Annotated in this window: 21 protein-coding genes; 10 read left to right on the top strand and 11 right to left on the bottom strand. The window is 35.9% G+C overall.

What is annotated here, in order from left to right; all coding sequences use genetic code 11:
- Positions 1-24: 24 nt before the first annotated feature.
- Positions 25-744 (bottom strand): hypothetical protein, encoded by a 720-nt coding sequence (locus AAC601_RS15735; protein WP_303270524.1) that lies wholly within the window; start codon positions 742-744, stop codon positions 25-27.
- Between the two features lie 379 nt (positions 745-1123).
- On the opposite strand from AAC601_RS15735, the gene AAC601_RS15730 reads away from it, so the two are divergent.
- The 3 genes from AAC601_RS15730 to AAC601_RS15720 are packed head-to-tail and all read left to right on the top strand — an operon-like array spanning position 1124 to position 3237.
- On the top strand, positions 1124-1609 hold the full coding sequence (locus AAC601_RS15730) for a hypothetical protein (RefSeq protein ID WP_303270523.1): 486 nt from the start codon (positions 1124-1126) through the stop codon (positions 1607-1609).
- Positions 1610-1620: 11 nt separating this feature from the next.
- On the top strand, positions 1621-2085 hold the full coding sequence (locus AAC601_RS15725) for a DUF2147 domain-containing protein (RefSeq protein ID WP_303270522.1): 465 nt from the start codon (positions 1621-1623) through the stop codon (positions 2083-2085).
- A gap of 21 nt (positions 2086-2106) precedes the next feature.
- Entirely contained in the window at positions 2107-3237 is a 1131-nt protein-coding gene (locus AAC601_RS15720; RefSeq protein ID WP_340153775.1) for a hypothetical protein, read from the top strand.
- Between the two features lie 83 nt (positions 3238-3320).
- Here the strand turns inward: AAC601_RS15720 and AAC601_RS15715 are convergent, their stop codons facing one another.
- The 6 genes from AAC601_RS15715 to AAC601_RS15690 form a co-directional block, all read right to left on the bottom strand.
- Entirely contained in the window at positions 3321-4166 is an 846-nt protein-coding gene (locus tag AAC601_RS15715; RefSeq protein WP_303270520.1) for a universal stress protein, read from the bottom strand.
- Positions 4167-4248: 82 nt separating this feature from the next.
- Complete coding sequence (locus AAC601_RS15710) at positions 4249-5145, bottom strand: 1,4-dihydroxy-2-naphthoate polyprenyltransferase (protein WP_340153774.1); 897 nt, start codon at positions 5143-5145, stop codon at positions 4249-4251.
- 2 nt (positions 5146-5147) lie between these two features.
- On the bottom strand, positions 5148-5594 hold the full coding sequence (locus AAC601_RS15705) for a glutathione peroxidase (RefSeq protein WP_303272086.1): 447 nt from the start codon (positions 5592-5594) through the stop codon (positions 5148-5150).
- Between the two features lie 280 nt (positions 5595-5874).
- Positions 5875-7665 (bottom strand): arginine--tRNA ligase, encoded by a 1791-nt coding sequence (gene argS / locus AAC601_RS15700; protein WP_340153773.1) that lies wholly within the window; start codon positions 7663-7665, stop codon positions 5875-5877.
- A gap of 33 nt (positions 7666-7698) precedes the next feature.
- Positions 7699-8643 carry an arginine deiminase-related protein gene (locus AAC601_RS15695; RefSeq protein ID WP_303270516.1) on the bottom strand — a complete coding sequence of 315 codons (945 nt, stop codon included), beginning with the start codon at positions 8641-8643 and terminating at the stop codon, positions 7699-7701.
- A 31-nt stretch (positions 8644-8674) separates the two neighbouring features.
- On the bottom strand, positions 8675-9592 hold the full coding sequence (locus tag AAC601_RS15690; RefSeq protein ID WP_303270515.1) for an arginine deiminase family protein: 918 nt from the start codon (positions 9590-9592) through the stop codon (positions 8675-8677).
- A gap of 120 nt (positions 9593-9712) precedes the next feature.
- Here AAC601_RS15690 and AAC601_RS15685 point away from each other — a divergent pair, with 120 nt between their 5' ends.
- A complete protein-coding gene (locus AAC601_RS15685) occupies positions 9713-11101 on the top strand; it encodes an arginine decarboxylase (protein ID WP_303270514.1) in 1389 nt (462 codons plus the stop codon).
- Between the two features lie 16 nt (positions 11102-11117).
- Here AAC601_RS15685 and AAC601_RS15680 read toward each other — a convergent pair whose 3' ends face one another.
- The 4 genes from AAC601_RS15680 to AAC601_RS15665 form a co-directional block, all read right to left on the bottom strand.
- Positions 11118-12323, bottom strand: coding sequence for a GAF domain-containing sensor histidine kinase (locus AAC601_RS15680; protein WP_340153772.1), 1206 nt, complete (start codon positions 12321-12323; stop codon positions 11118-11120).
- Positions 12324-12406: 83 nt separating this feature from the next.
- Entirely contained in the window at positions 12407-13285 is an 879-nt protein-coding gene (fabD, locus tag AAC601_RS15675) for an ACP S-malonyltransferase (protein ID WP_340153771.1), read from the bottom strand.
- 181 nt (positions 13286-13466) lie between these two features.
- A complete protein-coding gene (locus tag AAC601_RS15670; RefSeq protein ID WP_303270511.1) occupies positions 13467-13871 on the bottom strand; it encodes a thiol-disulfide oxidoreductase DCC family protein in 405 nt (134 codons plus the stop codon).
- Position 13872: 1 nt separating this feature from the next.
- Positions 13873-16665, bottom strand: coding sequence for a gliding motility-associated C-terminal domain-containing protein (locus AAC601_RS15665; RefSeq protein WP_340153770.1), 2793 nt, complete (start codon positions 16663-16665; stop codon positions 13873-13875).
- Between the two features lie 219 nt (positions 16666-16884).
- Here AAC601_RS15665 and AAC601_RS15660 point away from each other — a divergent pair, with 219 nt between their 5' ends.
- The 6 genes from AAC601_RS15660 to AAC601_RS15635 all read left to right on the top strand — a co-directional run bounded on the left by AAC601_RS15660 (position 16885) and on the right by AAC601_RS15635 (position 26175).
- Positions 16885-17556 carry a succinate dehydrogenase cytochrome b subunit gene (locus tag AAC601_RS15660; RefSeq protein ID WP_303270509.1) on the top strand — a complete coding sequence of 224 codons (672 nt, stop codon included), beginning with the start codon at positions 16885-16887 and terminating at the stop codon, positions 17554-17556.
- Between the two features lie 16 nt (positions 17557-17572).
- Positions 17573-19507, top strand: coding sequence for a fumarate reductase/succinate dehydrogenase flavoprotein subunit (locus tag AAC601_RS15655; RefSeq protein ID WP_303270508.1), 1935 nt, complete (start codon positions 17573-17575; stop codon positions 19505-19507).
- Between the two features lie 28 nt (positions 19508-19535).
- Positions 19536-20285 carry a succinate dehydrogenase/fumarate reductase iron-sulfur subunit gene (locus AAC601_RS15650; RefSeq protein WP_303270507.1) on the top strand — a complete coding sequence of 250 codons (750 nt, stop codon included), beginning with the start codon at positions 19536-19538 and terminating at the stop codon, positions 20283-20285.
- A gap of 250 nt (positions 20286-20535) precedes the next feature.
- Positions 20536-24150, top strand: coding sequence for a hypothetical protein (locus AAC601_RS15645; protein ID WP_340153769.1), 3615 nt, complete (start codon positions 20536-20538; stop codon positions 24148-24150).
- Between the two features lie 8 nt (positions 24151-24158).
- Entirely contained in the window at positions 24159-24962 is an 804-nt protein-coding gene (locus AAC601_RS15640; protein ID WP_303270505.1) for a hypothetical protein, read from the top strand.
- Positions 24963-25200: 238 nt separating this feature from the next.
- Positions 25201-26175, top strand: coding sequence for a hypothetical protein (locus AAC601_RS15635; protein ID WP_303270504.1), 975 nt, complete (start codon positions 25201-25203; stop codon positions 26173-26175).
- The last annotated feature ends 41 nt before the right edge of the window (positions 26176-26216 follow it).

Here is a 26216-nt window from a genome sequence, read left to right as displayed (position 1 = left end):
GAGATGTTTTCCATACTTTCAGTTCTAATTTTTTACCGCCTGATACTCTTCAAATTCCTCTTTGATTCTTTCGGCAATTTCATATGCTGAAGAGCTATCCAAGAAATACTTGCTTAATTTCATATAATTTATAAAACTGGTTAATTCGACTACTTCCAATCCTGTAAGTGAAGCAACTAATTCCCTGTTGTATTTTTTATTTCTAATAATTGAGTCGTCAAGATCAGCTTTAATCCTATAGTATTTAACTTTTTCCTTAGTACGTTTTCCGCTAAACTTATATTTTATACCGCTAATATCTCGATCGTAAAGCGGAGGGATCTCAGACCGAGCTTTTCCTGGCGTTACGCCAAAGGGAATGAATTGATCATTGTGCTGCATAGGCATTGCAATTAATTTTTTACGAAAGTCGTTTGCAGTTTTAGGTAGGTTGCTAACAATCACCTCTTCAAGTTGAATTAGATTTGGTTTTAATAGTATGGAGACTTTATCGTTTCCGTAATAGATGAATTGTTTTGAAACATAATTAATGTTGCTTACCATTAAAGTATCAGCGGTTTCACCTTCAATTCTAAAATTTCCTAATTCAGAGGAAATGGCCATCAAGTTTTTGCTAATGTTGACAATATGGGCACCTTCAATTCCTAAGCCGTCTTCTTCAGATTGGATGATCCCGGTAATATGTTGTGAGTATGATTCATGAATTGTACAAGAAAGTAGTATAAAGCTTAGCAGATTTTTCATTATGCGACTTGTGGGTTGACCAGCGAGTTGTATAAGTAACTTCTAAGCTGTTGTCTATATTATGTAAGTATATAATTTAAGATGGACGGGCGAAAGTGATTGTATAACAAACAGCAATATTATTGATTGCCTTAACTCCTCTAGAGCAGTGAATGAAATAGAAATTAATTGCTCTTGAAAGCTATTATTATTTACCTGCGCCTCATCTCTGGCTACCTTAGCAAGGCTCGGCTCATCCAATTAGCATCTAACATAATATTTTGTTATATCTATTATAACAAAATTTCATAAAGCTAAAATCGAAATTGTAAGTTATAATTATATAATTTTCCATTTGAATATTATATGTAATCTGAAAGATGTATAAATGGAAGTATATATGAAAAAAGCATTAATTCTTAGTTCGATTTTAGTTTTGTTGTTTTCTTGTAGCGATACCGAGACAAAGAAAATATCATCTATAGCAGTAGAAATGTCGGAAGAATATCCAATGGAAGGCTCTAACACGCTTACAGGTATTTGGCAGGTCGACTTAGATGGGATTGATATTAACAATATAAGGAATGCCAAAGTGAAAGCTATTAGGGTAGAGATGGAAAAACCGAAAAAGTCGGATCTGTTGGAAGGAATCATAATGCAGTTAGCAGCCTCGGGCACTGACATGCAAAGAGTAGCTGTACTTAATCCTGTCGAGACAAACCTGAGTTCATTTGAAATGTCAATCGCAGACGAGCAAGAGAATTTAGTGGCGCTGTTAAAACAAGACGAGATTACGTTTGTAGCAGATGTGAATTTAAAAGAAGAACCTTCTAGTGGTTTTTCAATAAAGGCTCAAATAGAATTTGAAGTAGAAGTTAAACAATAGATAAAATTTGTATGAAAAAGTTAATTATAGTTTTACTAGCAGTATCAGCAATATACGTTTCAAGTCCTATTCAAGCTCAAGAGGCCAAGGATGGAGATGCTCTGATCGGAGTTTGGGAGCCAAGTCATGGGAAGGCAAGAATCAAAATTGATAAGATAGCTGATAAATACTACGGTCGAATTGTTTGGCTGAAGGAACCTAACGATCCTGAAACTGGAGAGCCAAAACTGGATAAAAATAATCCCGATGAATCTATGCATTCAGCTCCGCTTAGAGGCTATCGGATGCTGAAAGATTTCGAATATCAAGGCGATGGAGTTTGGACGGAAGGGACTATTTATGATCCTGAAAACGGGAACACCTACAGCAGTGAAATTACACTGAAAGATGATAATACCCTTGACATCCGCGGTTACATTGGAATGAAAACCTTTGGCCGGACAGATGTGTGGAAGCGCCTAATTATTAAGAAATAAATAAAGGTCTATACAAGAATTATGAAACACTTATCTTTATTAACTGTGCTTTTTTTTGTACTCTCGACATCATTTGTGAAAGCACAAGAAGAAGGAGAAGAGGAAGAGATTGATTGGGACGCGTATGGCGAAGTAGAATATGCTGGTGGACAGACTAAATCTTATGCGAATGCTAAGATAGTGGGATTGAGTCCTGCGAAGTTCATTACGATAGGTTACGAACAGCAATTTCCCTATGATTTCAGCTATTCAAATATCGAAAAGGATGCCTATGCTTTTGATCAGGATCGTAAAGAAGCTATTGATAATAATTTAGCTGAGGAGGGTCGAATCGGTTACACTGGAGGCTTAAGAATTAGCGCTAATATTCCGGTGATATCTACGAATTCTTTCATTTGGCAGATGGGAATGAATTATATGCAGTCTGCATATCGCTTTCAGGATGATATTGGAGCTGAAGAAGGAGGCCTAAGAGAACAACTAAATGGGAGAAGTTTACATACCACTGGCCTATTTACTACATTATATAAGCCCTTTAATGAAACAACTTTTATGTTGTTGCAAGCACAGGCTGATATGAGTGGTGATTACAGTTTAAGTGATTTGGGAGACCAATATTTGAGATACTCTGCGGCTGCTTTATTTGGTAAGCGACCTCACGATAGATTACAGTGGGCATTGGGTATTAGTAGAACGTATCGGGTAGGTGCTCCTAACTACGTTCCAATCATACTCTATAATTACACATCACAAAACCGAAAATGGGGAATTGAGGCGCTATTACCTGCAAGGGCATTTTACCGATATAGTATTAATCAAACTAACCTGTTGTTGGCAGGCTTTGAATTGGAAGGCGGAAGCTACCGAATTGGAGGTTTATCTAACCCAACTGCTGGTGAAATTAGTAGTTTTGAAATCCGAAGAGGCGAAATCAAGGCGAGGCTTGAATACCAAAGGAGGCTAGTAGGATTTTTTTGGTGGTCAGTGCAAGCAGGTATAAGGATTGATTACTCTTATGATGCAGATTATTTGGATGATGGTGCAGAAACTTTAAGAGTGTTTGGTATTGCAGGGGAGGCTCCTTTTTCGATGAGAAATTCATTGGGACCTGCACCATACTTTAACTTCTCTATAAGTTTTGTGAGTCCGTAAATTTGTTTTTGACTAACGAGGCTACAAAAAAAGGCTTAGGTGATTAATCACCTAAGCCTTTTTTACTAAAACAATTTTTTAATTTAATCAGCTATTTTCAAAGTTAAAACTGGTCTTTTAGAATGATTTACTACGTCTTCAGCTATACTTCCGCTTAAAAGGTGCATCAGCCCTTTTCTTCCGTGCGTGCCCATTGCTATCAAATCAACATTTTTCTCTTTAGCAAATTCTAAAATTCCTTCTTCCTCATTGATTCCATTATGAATATGCTTTTCAGCCTCTAAGCCTATTTTCTTCATGTACTCATCCATTCGCTTGCCTGTTACGGCAGACGATTCGAAATTATTTGGGGTATTGACTTTCAGCAAGTGTATCTTAGCATAAGAGAGATGTGCAATTTCCTTTAATTTGGAAGCTAATTCCTTGTCATCATTCTTTAGAGCACTTGCAAACACAATGTTGTCAATATTAGCCAAACTAATTTCCTCTTTTAATGTTAGCACTGGACACTTAGCATTTCTTACTACTTTTTCAGCATTAGAACCAATTAGAATTTCATCAACGCCACTACTACCACTAGTTCCCATTATAATCATATCGGGCTCATATTCATTTACAATTGATGAAATATTATAATAGGTGTTTCCAGCCTTTAATTCGGTGTTTAGATTAACGCCCTCTAGCAATTCATCTTCTTTAAGGGCCTTCAATTTTTTCTTTCCGAGTTCAATCATTTTCATGACGAATACTCCTTCCATACCATCCACATTAGTGGCTTCCCCCATAGTATTGAAAGATGTTTGGCCTGGAATTTCAACAACGTGTAATAGTATTAATTCAGCATCAGTTTTTTTGGCAATTTCTACTGCTAATTTCAGTGCGTATTTAGCTTGGTCTGAAAAGTCGGTTGGAACCAATATTTTTTTCATAGTGATATAGTTTTCTTTAGTTGTTCAATTAAATATACGAATCTTATCTTAAAACGATTAAAAAAGTGCTATGAATTATGTCTTACAAGTCTAAAATTGAGATTCCAAATAAAATTACAAATAGCAAAGTAGACAAAGCTAGAATTTTAAGCTGTGGATCAAATTCCTGTGAAGTATTTGCTTTATACATGTTTGATAAATGCTTTCCAAATAAGAAATAACAAAAAAACAGGTAAAGTATAGTTCTGTAATTGTTTGTTAATAGTAAAAAAATAATTGAGGAGATTAAACCACTGATGATAATGAGGCCATGATAAACTTTAGCCTTATCCATTCCGATCCGAACAGGGATGCTGTTTTTTCCAGCAGCTTTATCTGATTTAATATCTCTTATATTATTTATATTCAAAACGCCAGTAGCAAATAATCCACAACTAGCCGCAGGTAATAAAATTAAGGCTTCAAAACTTTGTGCATGAAGGAAATAAGTCCCGCAAACACCTAATATGCCAAAGAAAAGAAACACAGAAATATCGCCCAATCCACTATAACCATAAGGCCTTTTTCCATTAGTATAGGCAATGGCTGCAGCAATTGCCGCTAAACCTAGGCCCAGAAAAACATAAAATGTTGAACTACCAATTCCCACTGAAAAATACAGAAGCATTATGCCGCTTATGAAAGATAATGCGGTAAAGACTACAATTGAATTGAACATAGCCTTAGAAGAAATACTTCCGCTTTGGACACTTCTTTTGGGACCTTCTCTGTCTGCACTATCAGCGCCATGTATGCTGTCCCCGTAATCATTAGCTAAGTTAGAAAGTATTTGAAGAAAAAGGGTCGTAGTTAAACTTAGTATACAAACAGCTAAACTGAATTGACCATAAAAGGCAGCTAAGAAACTACCCATTCCAATACATGATAAAGCCAATGGTAAAGTCCTTAGCCTAAAGGCTTCTAACCAATTTTTGAGCATATTTATAGTTTTTCAGCAATCTCACCAGGGTTGACAGATGAAGGATAGAAACTAATTTTCTCGCCACCTGCTAAAACTAGATACTTACAGAAATTCCAAGTCGGTTCTTTGCCTGTCTTATCATTCAGAAATTTGAAAAGAGGGTGTTGATTTTTGCCTATTACGTCCATTTTGGAAAACATTGTGAAAGTAACGCCATAATTTTTCTGACAAAAGCTGGCGATTTGTTGGTCAGACCCAGGCTCTTGTCCTCCGAAATTATTAGCTGGAAAACCTAAAACGGTTACTTCATCGCCAAATTCTTCATGTAATTGTTGTAAATCAGCATATTGTGGGGTGTAGCCACATTCGGATGCTGTATTCACGATTAATAAATTCTTGCCTTTGTACATTGAAAAATCAATCATTTCTCCTTCCAGAGACTGTACTTGAAAATCGTATATACTCATAAGTTTTTCAGTTTCTTGTAATGGTGTGAAAATAGATAAATTCAGCCAAAGAAACAGAATTTGATAGTGAATGTTCATACTTAGCTATATTAGATACAAATTATTTTATTCTGCTTTATTTTGCTAAAATAATCAAAATGACAATTGAAAACTGTAGATTTTTACCAACTAAAAAAGTGGTCCTTAAGTTTATGTATATTGTCGAATTTTTACATCTTAACTAGTTTCGGGCCGACCTCTTATACCAAGCTAGTTTTTTATTTACTATTCTGAACTGTTTCTACATTTTTGTCGGCACTTCAGCACCCAATAAATTCATTGATTTCTCAATAGTTTCAGCTACGATTCTAGAAAAACCAATTCTAAAAGCTAGGGCTTCTTGATCAGATTCATTAAAAATAGAAACCTCAGAATAGAATTTATTATAGGCTTTCGCTACTTCATAAACGTAATTGGCAATTATTGATGGCGCATATTCTCTGGCTGCTTCGTCAACTTTAGCAGGAAAATCCACTATCAATTGCAGCACATTACCTTCAGTTGGTTCTAGAGAATTCAGCTTTTCACTGACTTTAGGCTGAATATCAATTTGCTCAGCCTTTCTTAAGATCGCACATATTCTAGCATGAACATATTGAATAAAAGGACCTGTATTGCCTTGAAAGTCTATAGATTCCTCAGGATTGAACATCATTCGTTTCACTGGGTCTACCTTTAGGAGATAATATTTCAAGGCACCTAATCCTAATTGACGATACAGTTCTTGAGCTTCCTCTTCATTGAAACCGTCAATTTTACCCAATTCATCAGTTCTGCTTTTGGCAGTCGCGAACATATCCTCCATCAAATCATCTGCATCTACCACAGTACCCTCTCTAGATTTCATTTTACCAGTAGGTAAATCGACCATCCCGTAAGACAAGTGATAGCAGCTTTTTGCCCATTCATATCCTAGTTTATCCAAAATAATGAATAATACTTTGAAATGATATTCCTGTTCATTTCCCACCGTATAAATCTGTTGTTCAATTTTAGGGAAATCTCTATACCTTAAAATTGCAGTTCCGATATCTTGGGTCATATACACCGATGTTCCGTCTTTTCTAAGTAACAGCTTTTCATCTAGTCCTTCCTCAGTTAAGTCGATCCAAACAGATCCATCTTCTTTTTTATAGGCCAGGCCTTCTTTTACTGCCCGAAGTACTTCATCTTTACCTAAGGAGAAAGTTTGAGATTCGTAGTATAGTTTATCGAAATCCACTCCCATAGTTTTATAAGTGTTTTCGAAACCCTTATAAACCCAGCCATTCATTTTTTCCCATAATGCATAGGTTTCAGGATCTTTTTGCTCCCACTTCAAAAGCATTTCTTGAGCTTCTTTCAATAGTGGAGCTTCCTTTTCTGCTTCTTCTTTGGTCTTTCCTGCCTCCATCAATTCAGCAATCTGGGCTTTATACTTTTGGTCGAAAATTACATAATATTTTCCGACCAGTTTATCGCCTTTCATTTTGGCTGATTCAGGCGTTTCACCTTCACCAAATTTTTGCCAAGCCACCATGGATTTGCAAATGTGAATTCCTCTATCGTTGATGATTTGTACCTTATGCACCTTATTCCCATTTGCTTTCAATATTTGGGCAACGGAATAACCCAAGAAATTATTTCTTAAGTGTCCCAGGTGCAAAGGTTTGTTTGTATTAGGTGAAGAATATTCTACCATTACTTCCCTTCCTGTTTCAGCTTTAAAGCCAAAATCAGGAGTCTTCATTATGTCAGAAGCTAACTGCAACCAAACTTTGTCAGCAAATACAATATTCAAAAAGCCTTTTACCACATTAAACCTATTGACCAGCTCTGAATTCTCTTGCATATATTCACCGATTGCTTTTGCAGTTTGCTCTGGGTTTAATTTGGAAAACCGTCCTAAGGGAAAACAAACTAAAGTGTGGCTTCCTTCGAATTCTTTCCTGGTAGGCTGGATTTGTATATGTTGTTCATCCAAATCCTGTTCAAAAAGAGCTTTGAATGCTTTTTGTGATAATGCTTTTAGTTCTTCTGTTAAATTTAACATGATAGAGGGTGATTTATAATATATAATGAATGATTATGCTTTAGGTAAAAATACTTCTGCCATCATGCATCTGGCACTTCCGCCACCCAAAGCTTCGATCGTATCCAATGAGCTACTTACAATTTCGCAATACTTTTCAATCCTTTTTATTTGCACCTCACTTAATATTTGATGGGCAGCTGAGGACATCACCAAGTATGGTTTTCCATCCGTTCCATTTACTTGCAACATATTCCCAGCAAAATGATGCTTTTGATCTTCGCTGATTTCAATTACCTCTTTATTAGTTTCATGTAGACTTTCAATAACAGCTTTTCTTTCTTCTTTATCATCAATAGAATCTGCACAAAGAATGGCTAAATCATTGGCAATGCACATCATAACATTAGTATGGTAAATTGGTAACCTTTTTCCTTCCACTGTTTGATTTGCAGTAAATTTTATGGCTTTGTAGTCAAATTTATTACAAAACTCATCTAATACTGTTTCATCGGTCCTCAATGAAATAGCTATATAGACAATCTTATTGGGACGATCTAAAATCATGCTTCCAGTGCCTTCCAAAAATCGATTATCTTCTTCATGTTTAGAAAAGTCGATAATTTCGCTGATCTTCCTTCCTTCTTTTGTCTGCAGCTTTTCTAGAATATCCGGTCTTCTTTCCAATCTTCTGTTTTCCGCATACATCGGGTATAAACCTACTTTTCCATCTTCATGAAAAGAAACCCAGTTATTGGGGAAAATGGAATCAGGTGTGCTTGGTTCAGGAGTATCTTCCACTACAATGACATTAATCTTTTTGCTTCTCAACTTTTTAACAAAATCGTCAAATTCCTGAGCAGCTTTTAGTTGGATATCTGATGCACTTAATCCTGCAATAGACTTTTGATAATAATTATTCACTGCCGTTTGTTCATTGAATCTGAACTGAACAGGACGTATCATCATTATTGTATCTGTACTTTGTTTATTTTCCATTTGACTAAAATTTCAAAAAGATAAAAATTATTTATTTAGCTCTTTCGAGTGGCAATGTTGAACATCTTAACAAACCTTCCATTTTGGAAATTTCTGCATAAGGTACTTTTTCCACAGTATATCCTTTGGCTTCCAAAAGCCCAGCTAATCGAGTGAAGTTTCTCTCCAGTACAATCACATTCGGACTGATAGAAAAAACATTAGAATTCATTTCATACATCTCATCTCTGGTGATGTGGATTAAATTGTCTTCGCCAAAATAATCTACCAGATATTGGTAATCTTCGGCAAATTTGAATCCATCTTTATAAATAATAGCTTGATTTTTTCCGATAGGCTGGAAACAACAGTCTAAATGAAGGGCATTGTCTTTTGCTACTTCATCAGACTTGTTAAGTTGAAATCCCTTAACTTTTTTGTTAGGGAACTCACTAGCTAAAAAATCTAAACCAGCTCGGTTAGTTCTCGCTACTATGTATTTTTCGAAATCTTCTTTTTCAGAATAACCTACAAAAATATGGTCATTCCATGGCATTACGTCCCCGCCTTCTACTCTCACATTTTCTGGTACCGAAACAATTTGATTTGGATTTATTTTTTCCAATATATATTGAATGCCCTTTATCTCCTCTTTTCTGTCCTTAAGAATTCTAGGTTTTATGAATTTGTCTTCTATAACAAATCCAATATCTCTTGAAAAAATCTGATTGTAATCTTCAATGATTTCAGGCCGGTAAACTTTCACCCCATGTTTTTCCAGAACATTTGCAAATGCTTCCATTTCTTCAACCATATCAGCTTCTTTAGGGTAGGTTCCAGCAGCTATATGTTCTTTTGATTTAGGATCGTAAGCATCATCTAAATTAGGAACATCACCTATCCCTCTGGCAGTCCCTAATATCACAGCCCTCAATGGGGAAGTCTCATCATTTACAAATACATTAATCATAAAAAATATTGAATTATTTAATCAAAAAACCCGAATGTTTCAGCGTTAAAATTTTAGTTTTGCAAAGATTGCAAATATAATTCAATATTGCATTTCAACACCGTACTAAACTTTAGTTGAATGAAGAGTTACATAGATTTAATAGAACAAACCTTTTATTGGCCACAAAAAGAATTTACCGTAGAGGATAACGCCTTGAAATTTCATGATGTCCCTTTGATGGATATCATTGAAAAGTATGGCACTCCGTTGAAATTAACCTATTTGCCCAAGATAAGTCAGAACATAAACCAAGCAAGAGAGTTTTTCGCTAATGCATTTAAAAAATTGAATTATAAAGGAGGTTATACTTATTGCTATTGTACCAAATCTTCTCATTTCTCTTTTGTGATGGAAGAGGCCTTAAAAGCGGGGGTCCATATGGAGACTTCTTCTTCCTTCGACATTCCGATTGTAAGAAAGATGCATGAAAAGGGTTTCTTGACCAAGCAGCATTATGTGGTGTGTAATGGGTTTAAGCGCCCACTTTACAGACAATACATTAATGGGTTAATTAATGATGGTTTTGAAAATGTTGTGCCTGTATTAGATGATTTGAATGAATTGGATAGCTATGAGGCCGAGGCCAAAAAGCCTTATAAAGTTGGGATAAGAATAGCTTCTGATGAAGAGCCTACCTTCGAATTCTATACTAGCCGATTGGGAATACGCTACAATGATGTAGTAGATTTATACCAAAATAAAATAGCTAAAAGCGAGAAGGCAAAGCTAAAAATGTTGCATTTTTTCATCAATACAGGTATTAAAGATACGGCTTACTACTGGAGTGAATTAGGTCGATTTATTGATAAGTATTGTGAGTTAAAGAAAATAGCACCCGAATTAGATACTATTGACATTGGTGGTGGCTTTCCGATCAAAACTTCCTTGGGTTTTGAGTATGACTATCAATATATGGTAGATCAGATAGTGGAAAATATTCAGTGGATTTGCGAGAAGAACAATGTTGAAACTCCGCATATCATGACCGAATTTGGCAGTTATACAGTAGGCGAGAGCGGTGCTACGATTTATTCCATATTAGATCAAAAGTTGCAAAATGATAAAGAGTTGTGGTATATGATCGATGGCTCTTTCATAACGCATTTGCCTGATGTTTGGGGTCTAAATCAAAAATTTATTTTGATGGCTGTCAATAACTGGAATGAACCCTTTCATAAGGTTAAAATGGGAGGACTCACTTGTGACTCCATGGATTACTACAACTCAGAAGCACATTCATTTGAGGTGTTTCTACCTAAAGTTGAAAGAAATGAAAAACAATATGTCGGGTTTTTCCACACTGGTGCATATCAAGAATCATTGGGAGGATATGGAGGTATTCAACATTGTTTGATTCCAGCACCGAAACATGTATTGGTTAATAAAGATGAGAACGGAAAAATCAGTACTAAGCTCTTTGCTGAAGAGCAAACCAGTGAAAGTATGCTGAATATTTTGGGATATTAAAACTATTAATCTTTTATTAGGATGAAGCCAAGGGAAGTACAAAAGAAAAAGTACTTCCTTTTCCTTCTTCTGATTCTACTTTCAATTCCGAATTATGAATAGATAGAAACTCTCTTACCAGTTGCAAACCTAATCCAGTGCCTTTTTCGTTTCTAGTGCCTTTGGTAGAAATTTTCTTGTCCTTTAATTTTATTCTCTCCAACAAAGCATTCGGGATTCCAACCCCTGTATCAATTATTTTAACTATTGCTTTCTGATCTTCAGTTTGTTCAATATCCACCGCAATCTCTCCGCCTTCAGTAAATTTTATGGCATTATTGATGAGATTTCTCAAAATAAATCGCATCATGGCCAAATCTGCTACAACTTCTATGTCTTCTCCAACCTCACATTTTAATTTAATTTCCTTTTCCAGCGCATTTCCTTCAAATAAAGTACAAATCTCAGATACAATATCTTTGATGTTTACATTTGTTAGCTTAACATCATTATTACTTCGGGACCATTCCAGTAGATTTTCAACCAATGCATGTAAACTGTTGAGGTTGTTTTTAACCAGTGGAAACAATTGAGCCAGGTCTTTCGGACTATTGGCATCAACATATTTAGAATTTAAGTAAGCCCGCATACTGTTAATTGGGCCTTTTAAATCATGGGAAATGATGCTAGTTATCTGAGTGTTTAGTTGATTTAAAGCCTCTAATTTTTCATTGCTAGCTTCTAATTTTAACTTTTTATCTCTTAATTCAATCAGTTTGGAAGCTTGACCCCCTAAAATTTCCAATGCTTGAATTTGCGTTTTGCTTAGTTTTTTAGGTACTGAATCGATTACACAAAGTGTACCTAGGTTGTAGCCATTTGTAGATTTAATGGGCATTCCTGCATAAAATCTAATATTTGGGTCTTCGGTGACCAATGGATTATCATAAAATCTTTCATCAGCTAAGGTATTCTCAACTATGAAAATATCATCACTATAAATAGCATGTCCGCAAAAGGAAACATCTCTGCTGGTAGAATCGACAGTTACCCCTTTTTTTGATTTAAACCATTGTCGATCAGTATCAATTAAGGTGACTAAAGATATGGGAACCCCGCAAATGATAGAAGCAAGTTCAACTAATTCATCAAAATCTTTCTCCTGCTCAGAATCTAAAATTTTTAATCTGCGGAGTTCTCTTAACCTTTCATTTTCGTTATTTGGAATTCCAGGCTTAATCATTGTCTAATTTATCAGTAAATAATTGAATATCAGAATTTTTTAAGAGTTACTATTATATTCAAATTATTTATTTGTCAATTACATTACGATAATTGACCAACTTCGGATTCATTGTTGATTTTTTTCACCAAACCTTGCAAAACTTTTCCTGGACCGCTTTCAATAAATATTGAGGCACCGTCTTGCACCATTTGATGGACAGATTGAGTCCATTTGACTGGTGCTGTCAATTGGGCTATTAAATTTTCTTTAATAGTTTCTATATCAATTGATCCTTGTGCATTTACATTCTGATAAACAGGACATTTGGGTTGGCTAAAGTTCGTTTCCTTGATGGCCTTAGCTAATTCTTCTCTAGCCGGTTCCATTAGAGGAGAGTGAAATGCACCTCCCACTGGTAAAGGTAAAGCCCTTTTTGCACCTGCCTCTTTCATTTTTTCACATGCAATTTCTATTCCTTTTTTTGAGCCTGAAATGACTAATTGTCCTGGACAATTGTAATTGGCTGGAACAACTACCTCCTCCTTAATCTCGCTGCAGACCTTTTCCACTACTTCATCTTCTAATCCTAAAACAGCTGCCATAGTAGAAGGGTTGATTTCACAGGCTTTTTGCATGGCCAAAGCTCTTTTGTAGACTAGTTTTAGTCCATCTTCAAAAGATAAGGTGCCATTTGCCACCAATGCTGAGAATTCGCCTAGTGAGTGACCAGCTACCATTTCAGGCTTAAAGTCTGGGTGAACCAATGCGTTGATTACTGAATGTAGAAAGACTGCAGGCTGAGTTACTTTGGTTTCTTTCAATTCTTCAGCTGTGCCTTCGAACATTATTTTTGTGATTTCGAAACCTAATATTTCATTAGCTCTGTCAAAAAGTTTTTTGGCTTCAGAGTTGTTTTCGTATAATTCTTTTCCCATTCCTGGATATTGGGCTCCTTGCCCTGGAAATACATAAGCTTTCATGTTATAATTGTTTTTTTAATGAACCTTGGAATTCGCAATAAATTTAATGGATTCAATGTCATCAAGTAGAATCCTTTAAGTTTATGCTCTTTTCATAGGTGATTCTTTACGATTTAAAATTTGTACCTAATTGCGGTGGCAAGTTATAAATTTTTGGAAAATCTGAATAGCAACATGACTCTTAATCCATTTCCACAAATCTATTCTTGATTTCTTCTGAAGGCATTCTGCAAGTATCTCTTTTTCCAAACCATTTGTAGCGATTTCTTGAAATTTGGTCATAAACAAAATCTCTAACGAATTTTGGAAATATTATGAATATGTACAATGCTTTCCAAGGGCCATTTAAATTTTTGGCCACTTTAAGTGCTGCCGTACTTTTTGAATAGATTTTATTTGAATCTACTAATAGGATACTGTCGGTATTCTCTCGGATAGATAAGGGTACATGCTTTTCAGCTGCGTTAGATTGCAAAGGCGCAAATTTAAAATGGCCTTTTTTATCATGATCAATAATGAAGTTTACAGCTCCATTACATAAATTACAAACGCCATCGAAAAATATGATAGGTTTTGAAGACTTCAAGCTATCTTATGATTTGAACATACCCTTTATAACTTTGTTGACGGTTTTCCGGCCTTAACATATCAAAGGTTACAATAGCTTCAAAGAAATAAGTTGCTGATGGCAGTGGTTCACCGCCAAAATTGGTGCCGTCCCAATTAATATACAAACTATTTTCCCCACCGCTTTCATAAGAGTACAGCTGTTTTCCATATCTGTTGAAAACCCTAAACTCAATTTTTTCAACAAAACGTGGACATTTCTCTAAAGGAATAGTAGCCGCCTGAGTGAAATCCTTATTAAAGAAAGGAGTGAAGGTATCATTCTTGTTGTCTCCATTCGGAGTAAACACATTTGGAAAAGCTATATTAGGACAATTATCCTTACAGAAAATCTCGGAGAATTGACTTCTATTTTCAGATTGATCAACTGCCCTAATCCTATAACAGCCAGCAAATTCAGGAAGATTATCATGAATAAAAAAAGTGTCTTGGGTGGTTCCAATTAGTTCAAATTCACTTTCCAGATCACTCTGAAAGAAAATTTCATAATAACCGATCTGGCTATCACAGCTATCCGCTAAATCTGCTTCCCAGAATAGCTCGTTTTGGAACTGATTAAATTCACAATCTTTATCAGCTAGGAATTCTAAGCATTTTTCAGGGGATTCGATTTGAAAGCCAACATCGAAAGGTGGACATGGATCTATTTGATCATCTGGCCTCGCGCAAAGAATCTGAGAATTATTGAGTAGGGGCTCAAAGATATCTTCGTTCCCATATCCTCCTGATGTGGTAACATAATAACAATACTCCTCCATATTGGATAAGTTTTGATTATTAAATTGACCACTGTCCAAATATTGGAATCCAAATTGAGTTACATCTACAGAATCGATTAAGGTCAACTGATTTGGGTCGCCTCCAGCCTTATTTCTATATATATAATGATATGGGTAATCTTGATTTGTGTTTGACCATGGTACTTTTGCCTCCCAATTTAATTCTATTGATTCAAACAATCCAACGGATGATAACCTTACCGTAGATGCTCTGGCTGAGATTTCAATTAAATTTTCTTCAATTACCTCATCATCTAGCAAATAAAGCTCTAATTGATAAGAATAAATCTCTGAGGCTGTATTCAAATCTGAAACGGTAAAGGTAGTATCATTTTCAATGATTGCTATGGGTTCAAAGCCACCGCCATTACTTCTTAAGACTTGATATTTATATGGTTCAGGATAAACATCCGTATCAATATCTAACGGAGGTAACCAGCTTACAATGATTTCGCCATTTTCGGAATCAGTTTCCTCAATGCTTACGTTAGTTATCACAGGGCCTGTGGCCGCAACTTGTTGACAAACCTCGTCTGAAGCGTAACTAACTCCACCTTTTGGCAATTCAAAAACGGCAACTAATCTGTAGCAATAAGTGGCTCCAAAATCCAATCCTTGATCAGCATTATCATCCAAGAAAGTGTTTTGACCTACTTCGATTGCACCAATCAGTTCATAACCGCCATTTTCTGGAATGCCGATTTCGCAATTTTCAGGCTCAAATTCAAAGCTGTCTACCCTTCTGTACACTTGGACCACTTCAGCATTACCACAATTATATTCATCCCAGCTTATTTCGATGGAGCGTTGAGGCTTACTTTCTGCGACCACATTTTTTGGTGATGGAGGGACCACCGTTACACTCCAGGTTTCGAAAGTTGTCAAGCGTATTCCAGGACCACTATCGGTCGCTTTAAACCTTACCAGATATGGATCTTCTCTAATATGAGAGCAATCAGTTTGCCACGAGAAATTTGAAATAGCAGGAGATTCAAAGAAATCATTGCTTGTTGGGCTCAAAACAGCTGGTGGTGATAAGACAAACGGACCACCAAAACCTTCTATTCGAACCAGTGATTCAGGATTCGGGTCAGTAGCTATTATTTCCGCCTCAAGCAAAGTTCCTGCTTCCACGCATGTGTCGAGTGGTATTTGTAATTCTGGTGGGTCGTTATCGGTTTCATCCACAATGATTTGCATGTCACGAGTAACGCTCCCTAGAAAACGCCATTCCCCTGCAATTTTCCGCCATTCTTCAGCAATAAAAGCAACGTTAAATTCTCCTTTTAGACCTGGTGCATCCCATATTAAATCACCAAGAACCTCGTCTAATGTTAGAGTAGCTGGATCTTCCTGTTGACTGTCGAGTCCTCCTGCTGCAATCTCTGGTGATCTAAAGTTTGGTACGTTTACTCCTTGTCTGCTTTGAGGGGTTACCATTTTAAAAGCAATACTATCACCATTAATATCGAAGGCTCCTGGATTATGGTAAAATAAAACTCCAATAGCGCCTTTATCTACAGGTGGTATTAAGAAAATAGGTGTGTCATTGCATCCAAAGAAGGGGTCTATTCTAATCAAAGTCTCCACATAGAAAGAAACTGCACCGGAATTACTCATATTGATAATCCCTACATTCCTAAAATCTTCTACATAAGAAACATTGTAGTTCCCATCAGCACTATAATTATGAGTGATCTTGAATTCAACTAACTCTATTTCATCGTCAATTATCTCTTTTCTACTAAAGCCATCAGGGTTTAACATTATAGATTCTCCATCACCAAATTTGAATTCTCCATTTCCAAATAGAATGTCAGAGCCAGTGTCTCTATAGGCCGTCAAAGTAAATTCATACTCCCTTCCACTACAGCCGACTCTTCTAGCAGTGATTTCACCTGCTCTTATGTGTGTAGCGAGTGTTTCTCCTAAAGTGCAGAATATCAATATAGTAAATAAGGTGATTTTTTTCACAGGTATAGTATTGATAAGAATATCTAAAACGTTAAATTAAAAAATATTGTTCTCAAAACATCAAAACATTCAAGAATCATTATAAGTTATTTGCACATCCAAAATAAGCAATATTATTTAGAATTGTTTAAAATAGAAAACACAATTGTTTTGTAAGTGTTCCAAATGTAACTTTGAGACGAACAATATATTATAAACCTAATAATTAAAATAAAATATATGAGTTGGCTTTCTGATACTTTAACAAGTACAATCGGTAGGAAATTGGTGATGTCCCTTACCGGTCTTTTTTTAATCATTTTTTTGGTGGTCCATTTGGCAGGAAATTTTCAGTTATTAGCTGATGATGGTGGTTTGGCATTTAATGCATATGCCAAATTCATGACTTCGAATCCTATTATTAAATTCACTTCTTACGGACTTTATGCATTTATCTTAATCCATATCATCATGTCTATCGCTTTGGCTGCAAAGAATAGAGCAGCCAGACCTGTTGGCTACGATCAGGTAAAGGGTTCTGCGAATAGCTCGTTTTCTTCCAGAAATATGGGGATTTTGGGATTTATAATTTTCGTTTTTTTAGTTATCCATTTAAGGAATTTTTGGTACGAAATGCATTGGGGTTCAATTCCTATGGACGAAGCCGGAAACAAAGACCTGTATGCAGTTGTTAATGCAGCATTCGCAGAATGGTGGTATGTGGCAATTTACGTGGTATGTATGGTGGGATTAGCTTTTCACTTATCTCATGGTTTTTCAAGCGCTTTTCAAACGCTCGGAATTAACCATAAAAAGTATACACCATTCATTAAAAAATTAGGAATCGTATATGCAATCCTTATTCCGGCTGCATTTGCTAGTATTCCATTAATCATGTTTTTCAATAGTTAAGGATAATTACTGTACTATGAATTTAGAATCAAAAATACCTGAAGGTCCATTAGCAGAGAAATGGACAAATCATAAATTTAATGTAAAGCTGGTAAACCCAGCTAATAAGCGAAAATATGATGTTATTGTTGTTGGTACTGGTTTAGCAGGTGCTTCGGCTTCAGCTTCCTTAGCCGAACTTGGATACAATGTAAAAGCATTTTGTTTTCAAGATAGTCCAAGAAGGGCGCACTCAATTGCCGCTCAAGGAGGTATTAATGCAGCTAAGAATTATCAAAATGATGGCGATAGTGTATTCCGTCTTTTTTACGATACTATCAAAGGTGGTGACTACCGTTCCAGGGAAGCAAATGTGTATAGACTTGCGGAAGTAAGTGTTAACATTATAGATCAATGCGTGGCTCAAGGAGTTCCATTTGCAAGAGAATATGGTGGTTTACTTGCAAACCGTTCTTTTGGGGGTGCTCAAGTGTCAAGAACATTCTATGCCCGTGGACAAACAGGGCAACAACTGCTATTAGGAGCCTATAGTGCCTTAAGTCGCCAAGTGGCAAATGGAAAGGTAGAGTTGTTTCCTAGAACTGAGATGTTAGATTTAGTGATGGTGGATGGAAAAGCTAAAGGAATTGTTACCCGTAATTTAGTAACAGGTAAAATTGAATCGCATAGTGCACATGCCGTTGTTTTAGCTTCTGGTGGGTATGGGAACGTATTTTACCTTTCCACTAACGCGATGGGGTCAAATGTTACCGCAGCTTGGAGAGCACACAAGAAAGGCGCTTTAATGGCTAATCCTTGCTATACTCAAATTCACCCAACATGTATTCCGGTTAGTGGAGATCATCAGTCTAAATTGACTTTGATGTCAGAGTCATTAAGGAATGATGGTCGTGTATGGGTTCCAGCAAGCAAGGAGTTAGCAGATAAAATTAGAAAGAAAGAAATTCATCCGAATGATTTAAGTGAAGATCAAAGAGACTACTACTTAGAAACAAAATATCCGGCATTTGGTAATTTGGTTCCAAGGGATGTGGCTTCCAGAAATGCCAAGTATGTTTGTGATGAGGGTAGAGGAGTTAATGAATCTGGCAAAGCTGTTTACCTTGATTTTAGAGATGCGATCAATAGAGATGGTGAAGATACGATTGCTGGTAAATACGGTAATTTGTTTGACATGTATCGTCAAATTACTGGTAGTAATCCATATAAAGAGCCAATGATGATTTATCCGGCAGTACATTATACTATGGGTGGTCTTTGGGTTGATTACAATTTGAAAACCAATATAGATGGCCTGTATGCTACTGGGGAATCAAATTTCTCAGACCATGGTGCCAATAGATTAGGAGCTAGTGCATTAATGCAAGGGCTAGCAGATGGTTATTTTGTAATTCCTTATACAATCGGTAATTACTTAGCTGGTGAAAAATATGAGAAAATAGGTACTGACCATGAAGCTTTTAAAGAAGCGGAAAAATCAGTGAAAGATAATATTGATAAGTTACTTTCTATTAAAGGAACCAAATCAGTTGACCACTACCACAAAGAATTAGGAAAAATTATGTGGGATTACTGTGGCATGTCTAGAACAGGAGAAGGCTTGAAAAAAGCCAAAGAGATGGTGAGAGAATTAAGAGCTGATTTCTGGAAAAATGTAAAGGTTTTAGGTACGAATGAAGAATTCAATAGTTCTTTAGAAAAAGCTTCAAGAGTTTCTGATTTCTTAGAGCAAGGAGAGTTAATGATAGATGATGCATTGCATAGAGAAGAATCTTGTGGAGGACACTTTAGAGAAGAGCATCAAACGCCAGAAGGTGAGGCTAAACGTAATGATGAGGATTTTGCTTATGTAGCCGCTTGGGAGTATACAGGTCCTGAAAAACCTGAGACACTTCACAAAGAACAATTGATATTCGAAAATGTAAAACTGACACAGAGAAGCTACAAATAAGCTTTTAGTCATCTAAAATATTTTAATTATGAAATTCAAATTAAAAATCTGGAGACAGAAAAATAATCAAGATAAAGGAGCATTTAAAACTTATGATTTGGATGGTGTGTCATCTGATATGTCATTCTTGGAAATGATTGATGTTTTAAATGAACAGTTAACCGATAAAGACGAAGATCCCGTACATTTTGACCACGATTGTCGTGAAGGTATATGCGGAATGTGCAGTATGTACATTAATGGAGAGCCACACGGCCCATTAAGAGGAGTAACTACTTGCCAACTTCATATGAGGAGTTTCCAAGATGGTGAAACAATCACAATTGAGCCTTGGAGAGCAAAAGCATTCCCAATCGTTAAAGATTTAGCTGTTGACAGAAGTGCATTTGATCGAGTAATTCAAGCCGGTGGATATGTGAGCGTTAACACAGGTGGAACTCCAGATGCTAACGAAATACCAATTCCGAAATCCGTAGCAGACGAAGCTTTTGATGCCGCTACTTGTATTGGATGTGGAGCTTGTGTTGCAGCTTGTAAAAATGCATCTGCAATGCTTTTTGTAAGTGCAAAAGTTTCTCAGCTATCCATGTTGCCTCAAGGCAAAGTAGAAAGTTCAGAAAGAGCACAAAAAATGGTAGCCCAAATGGATGAAGAAGGTTTTGGTGCATGTACAAACACAGGAGCTTGTTCTGCTGAATGTCCTAAAGGGATTGACTTATCCAATATAGCAAGAATGAATAGAGAATATTTGGGAGCTAAAGTGGGTTCTCAGGATTAATTAAATATTGAATTATTTTGAAAAGGGCTTCGGCCCTTTTTTTGTTTCCTTTTTTTGTGATTTTATTTCAAAATCCATACTTTTGGATTTAAAATAAAGCTAGAAAACAACCAAATCCCCAGTCATTCCATTTCAACTAAAACCATACCCTCCTAAAAACATACGAAAAGTGTTAGCACGAGCTAGAAGCTTGTGCTTTTATAGCCATTATTTTAAATTATTGATCATCATTCTATTGAAAAAGGTTAGCGTGAGTTTCCAAGTCGTGCTCACACTTTTAATAAGCACATTAGTCCTTTTAAACCCAACTACCTCTTATTCCCAATCAGCCGCCAACCCTGTGCAGGTGACCTCCAACTTGATACCTCCGTATAGCCTTTACCTCTCTGACTATAGCGATGCCAACCAAAACAAATGGAATATCCAGTTGTTGCTTCGTGATTTTACCCAAACTAACTATCAAGCCAAACTCCGGATCACCATTGAAGGAGCGGGTATTAGATTAAGAACCCGAAGAGGTTTTAGTCCGGGACCCATCAGGCTTGATCCTGGAATGCCCTACCAAGTTGACGCTACTGACTTGAGTCAATACCTTAATATCCAAAATATGGAAGTCAGCGGCATCAACCGCAGCCAACTGGCCTCCACTCAAAAGTTACCGGAAGGATTTTATCAGTTTAAGATAGAAGTACTAGATTATAATAGAAGTAACAGGGTTAGTAATATCGGGACCTCGATGGCATGGCTGGTGCTTAATGATCCGCCATTATTAAATCTTCCTTTTGAAGAAAAGATCAGGCTGCAAGACCCGCAGCAAATACAGTTCCAGTGGACACCACGGCATACCTCCTCTCCCAACAGTGCATTTGAAACAGAATATGTTTTTAAGCTGTGGGAAATATGGCCAGAAGGCAGAAATCCCAATGAAGTAGCCAGAACCACTCGACCTTTATTAGAAACTACTGTCATAACCACCAGCTATTTCTACGGACTCAATGATGCCATGTTGATTCCAGGAAGAAGTTATGCATGGCAGGTGCAGGCTCTTAATCTCAATGGTCGTGACTTATTCAAGAACCAGGGTAAAAGTGAAGTGAAATCTTTTCAGTACGGGGATGCTTGTCAACCCATTACCAATTTGGGAGCAGAGGCCATGGGCACCGACCGCATCCGAATACGGTGGCAGGGCGAATGGAATCATAACCGTTATATAGCACAGATAAGAAAAACAGGAGAAGAAAAATGGTTCAATTACGGTACCAATCTGGAAACTCAGGTGGTCTATGATCTGCAAGCTGATACAGAATATGAAATTAAGGTTATCCCCAGCTGTGGAGCCATAGAAGGCGATACAGAGAACATCCTCACATTAAAGACACTCCAACAGGAAATACAGGATTTTGACTGTGGAGCAGAACCTAATAGGCCGGAGATTACCAACCAAGAACCCATAGACCAATTACAGATAGGTGATCGAATAACCGCAGCAGGATTTACAGTAATCCTGACCGAACTCAACCAACTGGGTGATAGCTATACAGGAAGGGGTTTGATAGAAGTGCCTTTGTTCAACGGGGCTAGAGTGGAAGCGGTGCTCAACAGCATTACCATCAATACCGACAAGCAACTAATCAATGGTAATATAGAGAGTGTCTATAACCCTACGGGTCCATTTATCATAGGCTTGGATCAAGGCGATCCTGAACTTAGCGAAGAGGGAACGGGCGATCAGGAAGAGGGAGAGGAAGACAGCTTTGACGAGCTTCCCGAACCCGACATCAAGATAGAAGACGAGATAGCTGATGTGATAGTAGATGAAGATACTGGTGTTATCACGATAATAGATTCAGGAGGAAACGAAACGGATATAGACCCCGAAACGGCTGATGAAAATGAAGATGGAGATATTGTGATAGAGGATGATGTAGGAAATATTTGGGTCGTGGGTGATGATGGAGAAGTGAGTGGGCCTTATAATGACAATCCATCAAATCCGGATGCGCTACCTGAAGACGCTACGATCGATTATTTCGTCCAATTTAAAGCAAGCCCACAGCAGCTATACGGGTTTGATAGCAAGCAGTACGAAACTTTAGCTGGAAATTATACTCAAACGACCCTCAATGGAGAGGCTTATTGGATGGCTTGGAAATCAATTTCCATGGGAAGTTCAGACCCTGTGCTGGCTGAGGCCACAGGCACAGATGAATTTCCTGAAGCCGTGGGCTTTAAAAACTTATCGACTAACCTTGGATTTGCACCGGGAGAAGAGGTAAATGAGAAAAGTGTAAGGGTGCAGACCAGCACAGAAGACGAGGAAGTAACAGCATTTGTGTTACAAGAAAGAACCAATGCTGAGGGTGAAACAGAAGAAGAGCAAGTGCCAGTAGGAAAGTTGAAGGTGAAGCAATACGATCTGATTAGCAATAAGGTAGTGATTGTCCCAGTCAACGATGCAGAAGTTCCAGTTGCTTCCAGCCTTCAGCAAGAACTAAATCAAATTTATGGACAAGCAGTTGCCAGTTGGGATTTGAACATAGCCGAACCCTACGAAGTAAGTTCAGATGTGCTAGAGAACTTAAATGAAGGCGAGAGTGGATGGCTAGCCAGTTTTCCGCAAAATATGCGGCAGTTTAATCGCGACTATAAGCGCAGCGTAGAATTTGATAATGATGCTTATTACCTATTTGTGATCAATGAAGAGGTAGCCGATATAGCCGGCTTTATGCCTTTAAAAAGGCAGTATGGTTATATTTATTCCAATAATACCAACAATTTAAGCAAAACCATTGCCCACGAGCTCGGTCATGGCGCCTTTAGATTATACCATACTTTTAGCGATGAAGGCTACGTAGCAGCAAAAAATGCTACTAATAACCTAATGGATTACAAGGATGAGGGCACCGACCTTTATAAACACCAATGGGATTTGGTTCATGATCCAGAAGCGATGGTAAGTTGGTTGAATGAAGATGAGGAGGGGGAGATGGCTATTGAAACTAATTCACAAAAAGTTCTTGACTTAGTAAATTTACTTAGGCAATCAAATCGAGATAGCATAAATGACCTAAATATTACTTCATTTATTGAAAATTATTATTCTTATAAAGGAAATATCAGGATTGGAGAAAATGATCCTTTTAAGATTATTGTGGAGCATTGGTACTACTCAGGAGACCATATTATAGACCCAATGATTGAATATGCATATTTGAGTTCTGAAGATGCCAATCAAGCAATCCTTGAGTTTGATGGAAGAATTGGGAATGACAACATAAAACCAATGCTACGTTTACGGGTAAAACAAAGTGCATATCCTCAATTAAGTCGTTATATTTTCGGGGACGATACGCTAAGAGTAAAAATGTCTGTTGATTTAGTTGCAGAGAATCTTAAAAATACATTAAGTAGTTTTTCAATTGATAATGATTCAGTGTCAGGTTTCATTATTGAGAGGGAAGCAGGGACATTAAGTCAAGAAAGAACAAGGGGAAGTGAAAAACGGATTCCTGGTGAAACTTACTTGTTCGAAGAAAATAATTGTGAAACAAATAGACTTAATTGTTTGAATGAATTTACTATAATTACAACTACTGAAAAGTCTGGAACAAGAACAGGAATTTTAATTCATTCTGGAACAAATTATACAGATATCACGGGATGTTTAATTCCAGTTGGTACAAATTACACCTCCAGTTACATAAATTTTGATATTGGAGGAGAAATTCAACCAATAACTATTTATGAATCAAATGGCACATCCGTTAACACATTGAATTCTATAAATGAGTATATCAGCAGAAGAAACAGTTATGCAGAAAACAATGATTTGATTATTAAAATGGAAATTGAAATAAATAGATAACGTATAGTATGAAAAAGTTAATATTAATTCATGTTATTTTCTTGAATTTGTTTAATAGTTTTTCTCAGGTACAAGTTGTAGAAGAAAAAGTATACTCAGAAAACTTAAGGGAAGTATCAAGTCCAATTAAGGCAAGTATAATTGAAGATTTTGATAATTTAAATATGTTTGAGTATGCTCATACTCTTCCCGAATTATTATCTGTCTTAAATAAAAGTGAAAAATACAAACGAAAATGGATTGCCTATTTAAACTCATTATCTCAGAAAATAAGTGACACAACTGAAAGTAGATATTATGCAAGCAAAGATTCTTTAGTGATAATACTTCAATCAACATTTTTTTATAATACTCTACAACAAATAAAAACAGAAAATATTGAGAATAAAGATGCATTGCTATTTTTAAAAAATAATTTAAAAAAATTAAGTACATGCAGTAGCATTTCAAATTCCGATATTTTAGATAAAATTCAGATATCTGATCAACGAGGTTATACTAATTTTTGGTATTTTTTTCAGGTTTTTGGATGTGATTTTGTTCAAAATATTGTTTTAGAAGATGAAGAATTAAAGCGTTATTTTTTAATGAATATTGAAGAATTTGAAATTATTTCAACCTACAAGATACCCTATGAATTACAGAAGCTTAAATGGCAGAATATCCAAGAAAGATTAAATGGAAATAGAGATTGTAAAGGAATTGTAAATCAAATGAACAGCAGAGAAATTGGTATTTTTGATGATGACAAAGATTTTTATTCTACAGGATTGAAGGAGGGTATAAATAAATTAAGTGAAAGAGAGTTTTAGCAATAGGATTTAGTGTTTTTTCGAAAATTGCAGTAGAAATTGGCAAAGTAATAGATTCAATAATAAATTATTTGAACATGGGTTCTGTAACGTCCCTTTAGATTTAATTGAAAGGTTTTGAAGCCACAAAGATATTGAATGGGGTGGGATGGATTGGAATGGATACTCTGTTGATTATATGCATTTTGAGATTGAGGAAAGTAAGACAAGTGATTACCTAAAATGAAAGGATATTTGTATGAATAAAAATATATTAGTATTACTTTTTGTGATGTTTATTTATGTACCAAGCTGTTTTGGTCAAAATCAAACATTAAGAGATTCGTTACTTATGTTCCACACAGAGGAAGAATTAGAAGAGATGTCATTGACTGAAATTCAAAATGTAATAAGAAAAATAAGAGGGCAAGAATTAATTCCTGAAAAAATTAAGGATAGCTTAGACTTTTATGGGATATATAAGCTAAATAAAAATTCAATAGATACAGCCCAAAAGAAACAAAATATTGATAAATACATTACTCGTTTATCTAGAGATACTAGTAATTTAAAGAAAAGAATTATACCTAACTCATTTGTAGATATATATAATAGGTTTTTGTCTGGTTTTTATTTAGATATTCGGGAGAGAGATTTACGTCATAATAATTATAAAAATTACACTACAAAATCAGGTAGTGAGTATTCATTTGACATAAATGATTTTAATAATCATGCTAAAAGAACATATTACTATGATGAAGAAGATATAGTTTTAGTGGAAATAGAAACTAGAAATGGAATTTTTAAAAAAGAAGAATCACTTTATCTTAGACAAGTACCTCCATATCGTACAGAGTTAAATTACTTTGCTTTCAACAATGGAGAATTAGTTTTTTATAAAAAAATATTAAAAGGGGAGGTTTATACTGGTTATGGTAAATCTTATGAAGAAATTGCAAATTCAACAACTACCCCAGTGGAAATTGAGATACGATATTTTTACAAAAGTAATAATTTTTTAACCTTTACTGGGGGGGCAGAATTGACGAAAAATAATTGGAAGAATCTGATTGCAAATATAGAATTAGAGGAGATTATTCATCGTTCTAACGAATTTGTAATTATAGCAAGAAATTATTTAGCAGAGCTAAATGGATTCGACAAAAAAGAAAATGATTATTTAAATTCGACTTTGAATTCCGTAGTTACATATGAGGATGTGAATGATTAACTTACTAAGTTTTCTTATTTCATTTATTATTATCTATAAAA

Source organism: uncultured Marivirga sp. (assembly GCF_963974845.1).
GTDB lineage: Bacteria > Bacteroidota > Bacteroidia > Cytophagales > Cyclobacteriaceae > Marivirga > Marivirga harenae.
Note: the sequence above shows the minus strand (reverse complement) of the source record. Positions and strands in the feature narration are given on the sequence as shown.

Excerpts from the sequence above, each read along its gene's own strand:
- AAC601_RS15735 (WP_303270524.1), bottom strand. The coding sequence starts at position 744 with ATGAAAAATCTGCTAAGCTTTATACTACTTTCTTGTACAATTCATGAA.
- AAC601_RS15730 (WP_303270523.1), top strand. The coding sequence starts at position 1,124 with ATGAAAAAAGCATTAATTCTTAGTTCGATTTTAGTTTTGTTGTTTTCT.
- AAC601_RS15725 (WP_303270522.1), top strand. The coding sequence starts at position 1,621 with ATGAAAAAGTTAATTATAGTTTTACTAGCAGTATCAGCAATATACGTT.
- AAC601_RS15720 (WP_340153775.1), top strand. The coding sequence starts at position 2,107 with ATGAAACACTTATCTTTATTAACTGTGCTTTTTTTTGTACTCTCGACA.
- AAC601_RS15715 (WP_303270520.1), bottom strand. The coding sequence starts at position 4,166 with ATGAAAAAAATATTGGTTCCAACCGACTTTTCAGACCAAGCTAAATAC.
- AAC601_RS15710 (WP_340153774.1), bottom strand. The coding sequence starts at position 5,145 with ATGCTCAAAAATTGGTTAGAAGCCTTTAGGCTAAGGACTTTACCATTG.
- AAC601_RS15705 (WP_303272086.1), bottom strand. The coding sequence starts at position 5,594 with ATGAGTATATACGATTTTCAAGTACAGTCTCTGGAAGGAGAAATGATT.
- argS (WP_340153773.1), bottom strand. The coding sequence starts at position 7,665 with ATGTTAAATTTAACAGAAGAACTAAAAGCATTATCACAAAAAGCATTC.
- AAC601_RS15695 (WP_303270516.1), bottom strand. The coding sequence starts at position 8,643 with ATGGAAAATAAACAAAGTACAGATACAATAATGATGATACGTCCTGTT.
- AAC601_RS15690 (WP_303270515.1), bottom strand. The coding sequence starts at position 9,592 with ATGATTAATGTATTTGTAAATGATGAGACTTCCCCATTGAGGGCTGTG.
- AAC601_RS15685 (WP_303270514.1), top strand. The coding sequence starts at position 9,713 with ATGAAGAGTTACATAGATTTAATAGAACAAACCTTTTATTGGCCACAA.
- AAC601_RS15680 (WP_340153772.1), bottom strand. The coding sequence starts at position 12,323 with ATGATTAAGCCTGGAATTCCAAATAACGAAAATGAAAGGTTAAGAGAA.
- fabD (WP_340153771.1), bottom strand. The coding sequence starts at position 13,285 with ATGAAAGCTTATGTATTTCCAGGGCAAGGAGCCCAATATCCAGGAATG.
- AAC601_RS15660 (WP_303270509.1), top strand. The coding sequence starts at position 16,885 with ATGAGTTGGCTTTCTGATACTTTAACAAGTACAATCGGTAGGAAATTG.
- AAC601_RS15655 (WP_303270508.1), top strand. The coding sequence starts at position 17,573 with ATGAATTTAGAATCAAAAATACCTGAAGGTCCATTAGCAGAGAAATGG.
- AAC601_RS15650 (WP_303270507.1), top strand. The coding sequence starts at position 19,536 with ATGAAATTCAAATTAAAAATCTGGAGACAGAAAAATAATCAAGATAAA.
- AAC601_RS15640 (WP_303270505.1), top strand. The coding sequence starts at position 24,159 with ATGAAAAAGTTAATATTAATTCATGTTATTTTCTTGAATTTGTTTAAT.
- AAC601_RS15635 (WP_303270504.1), top strand. The coding sequence starts at position 25,201 with ATGAATAAAAATATATTAGTATTACTTTTTGTGATGTTTATTTATGTA.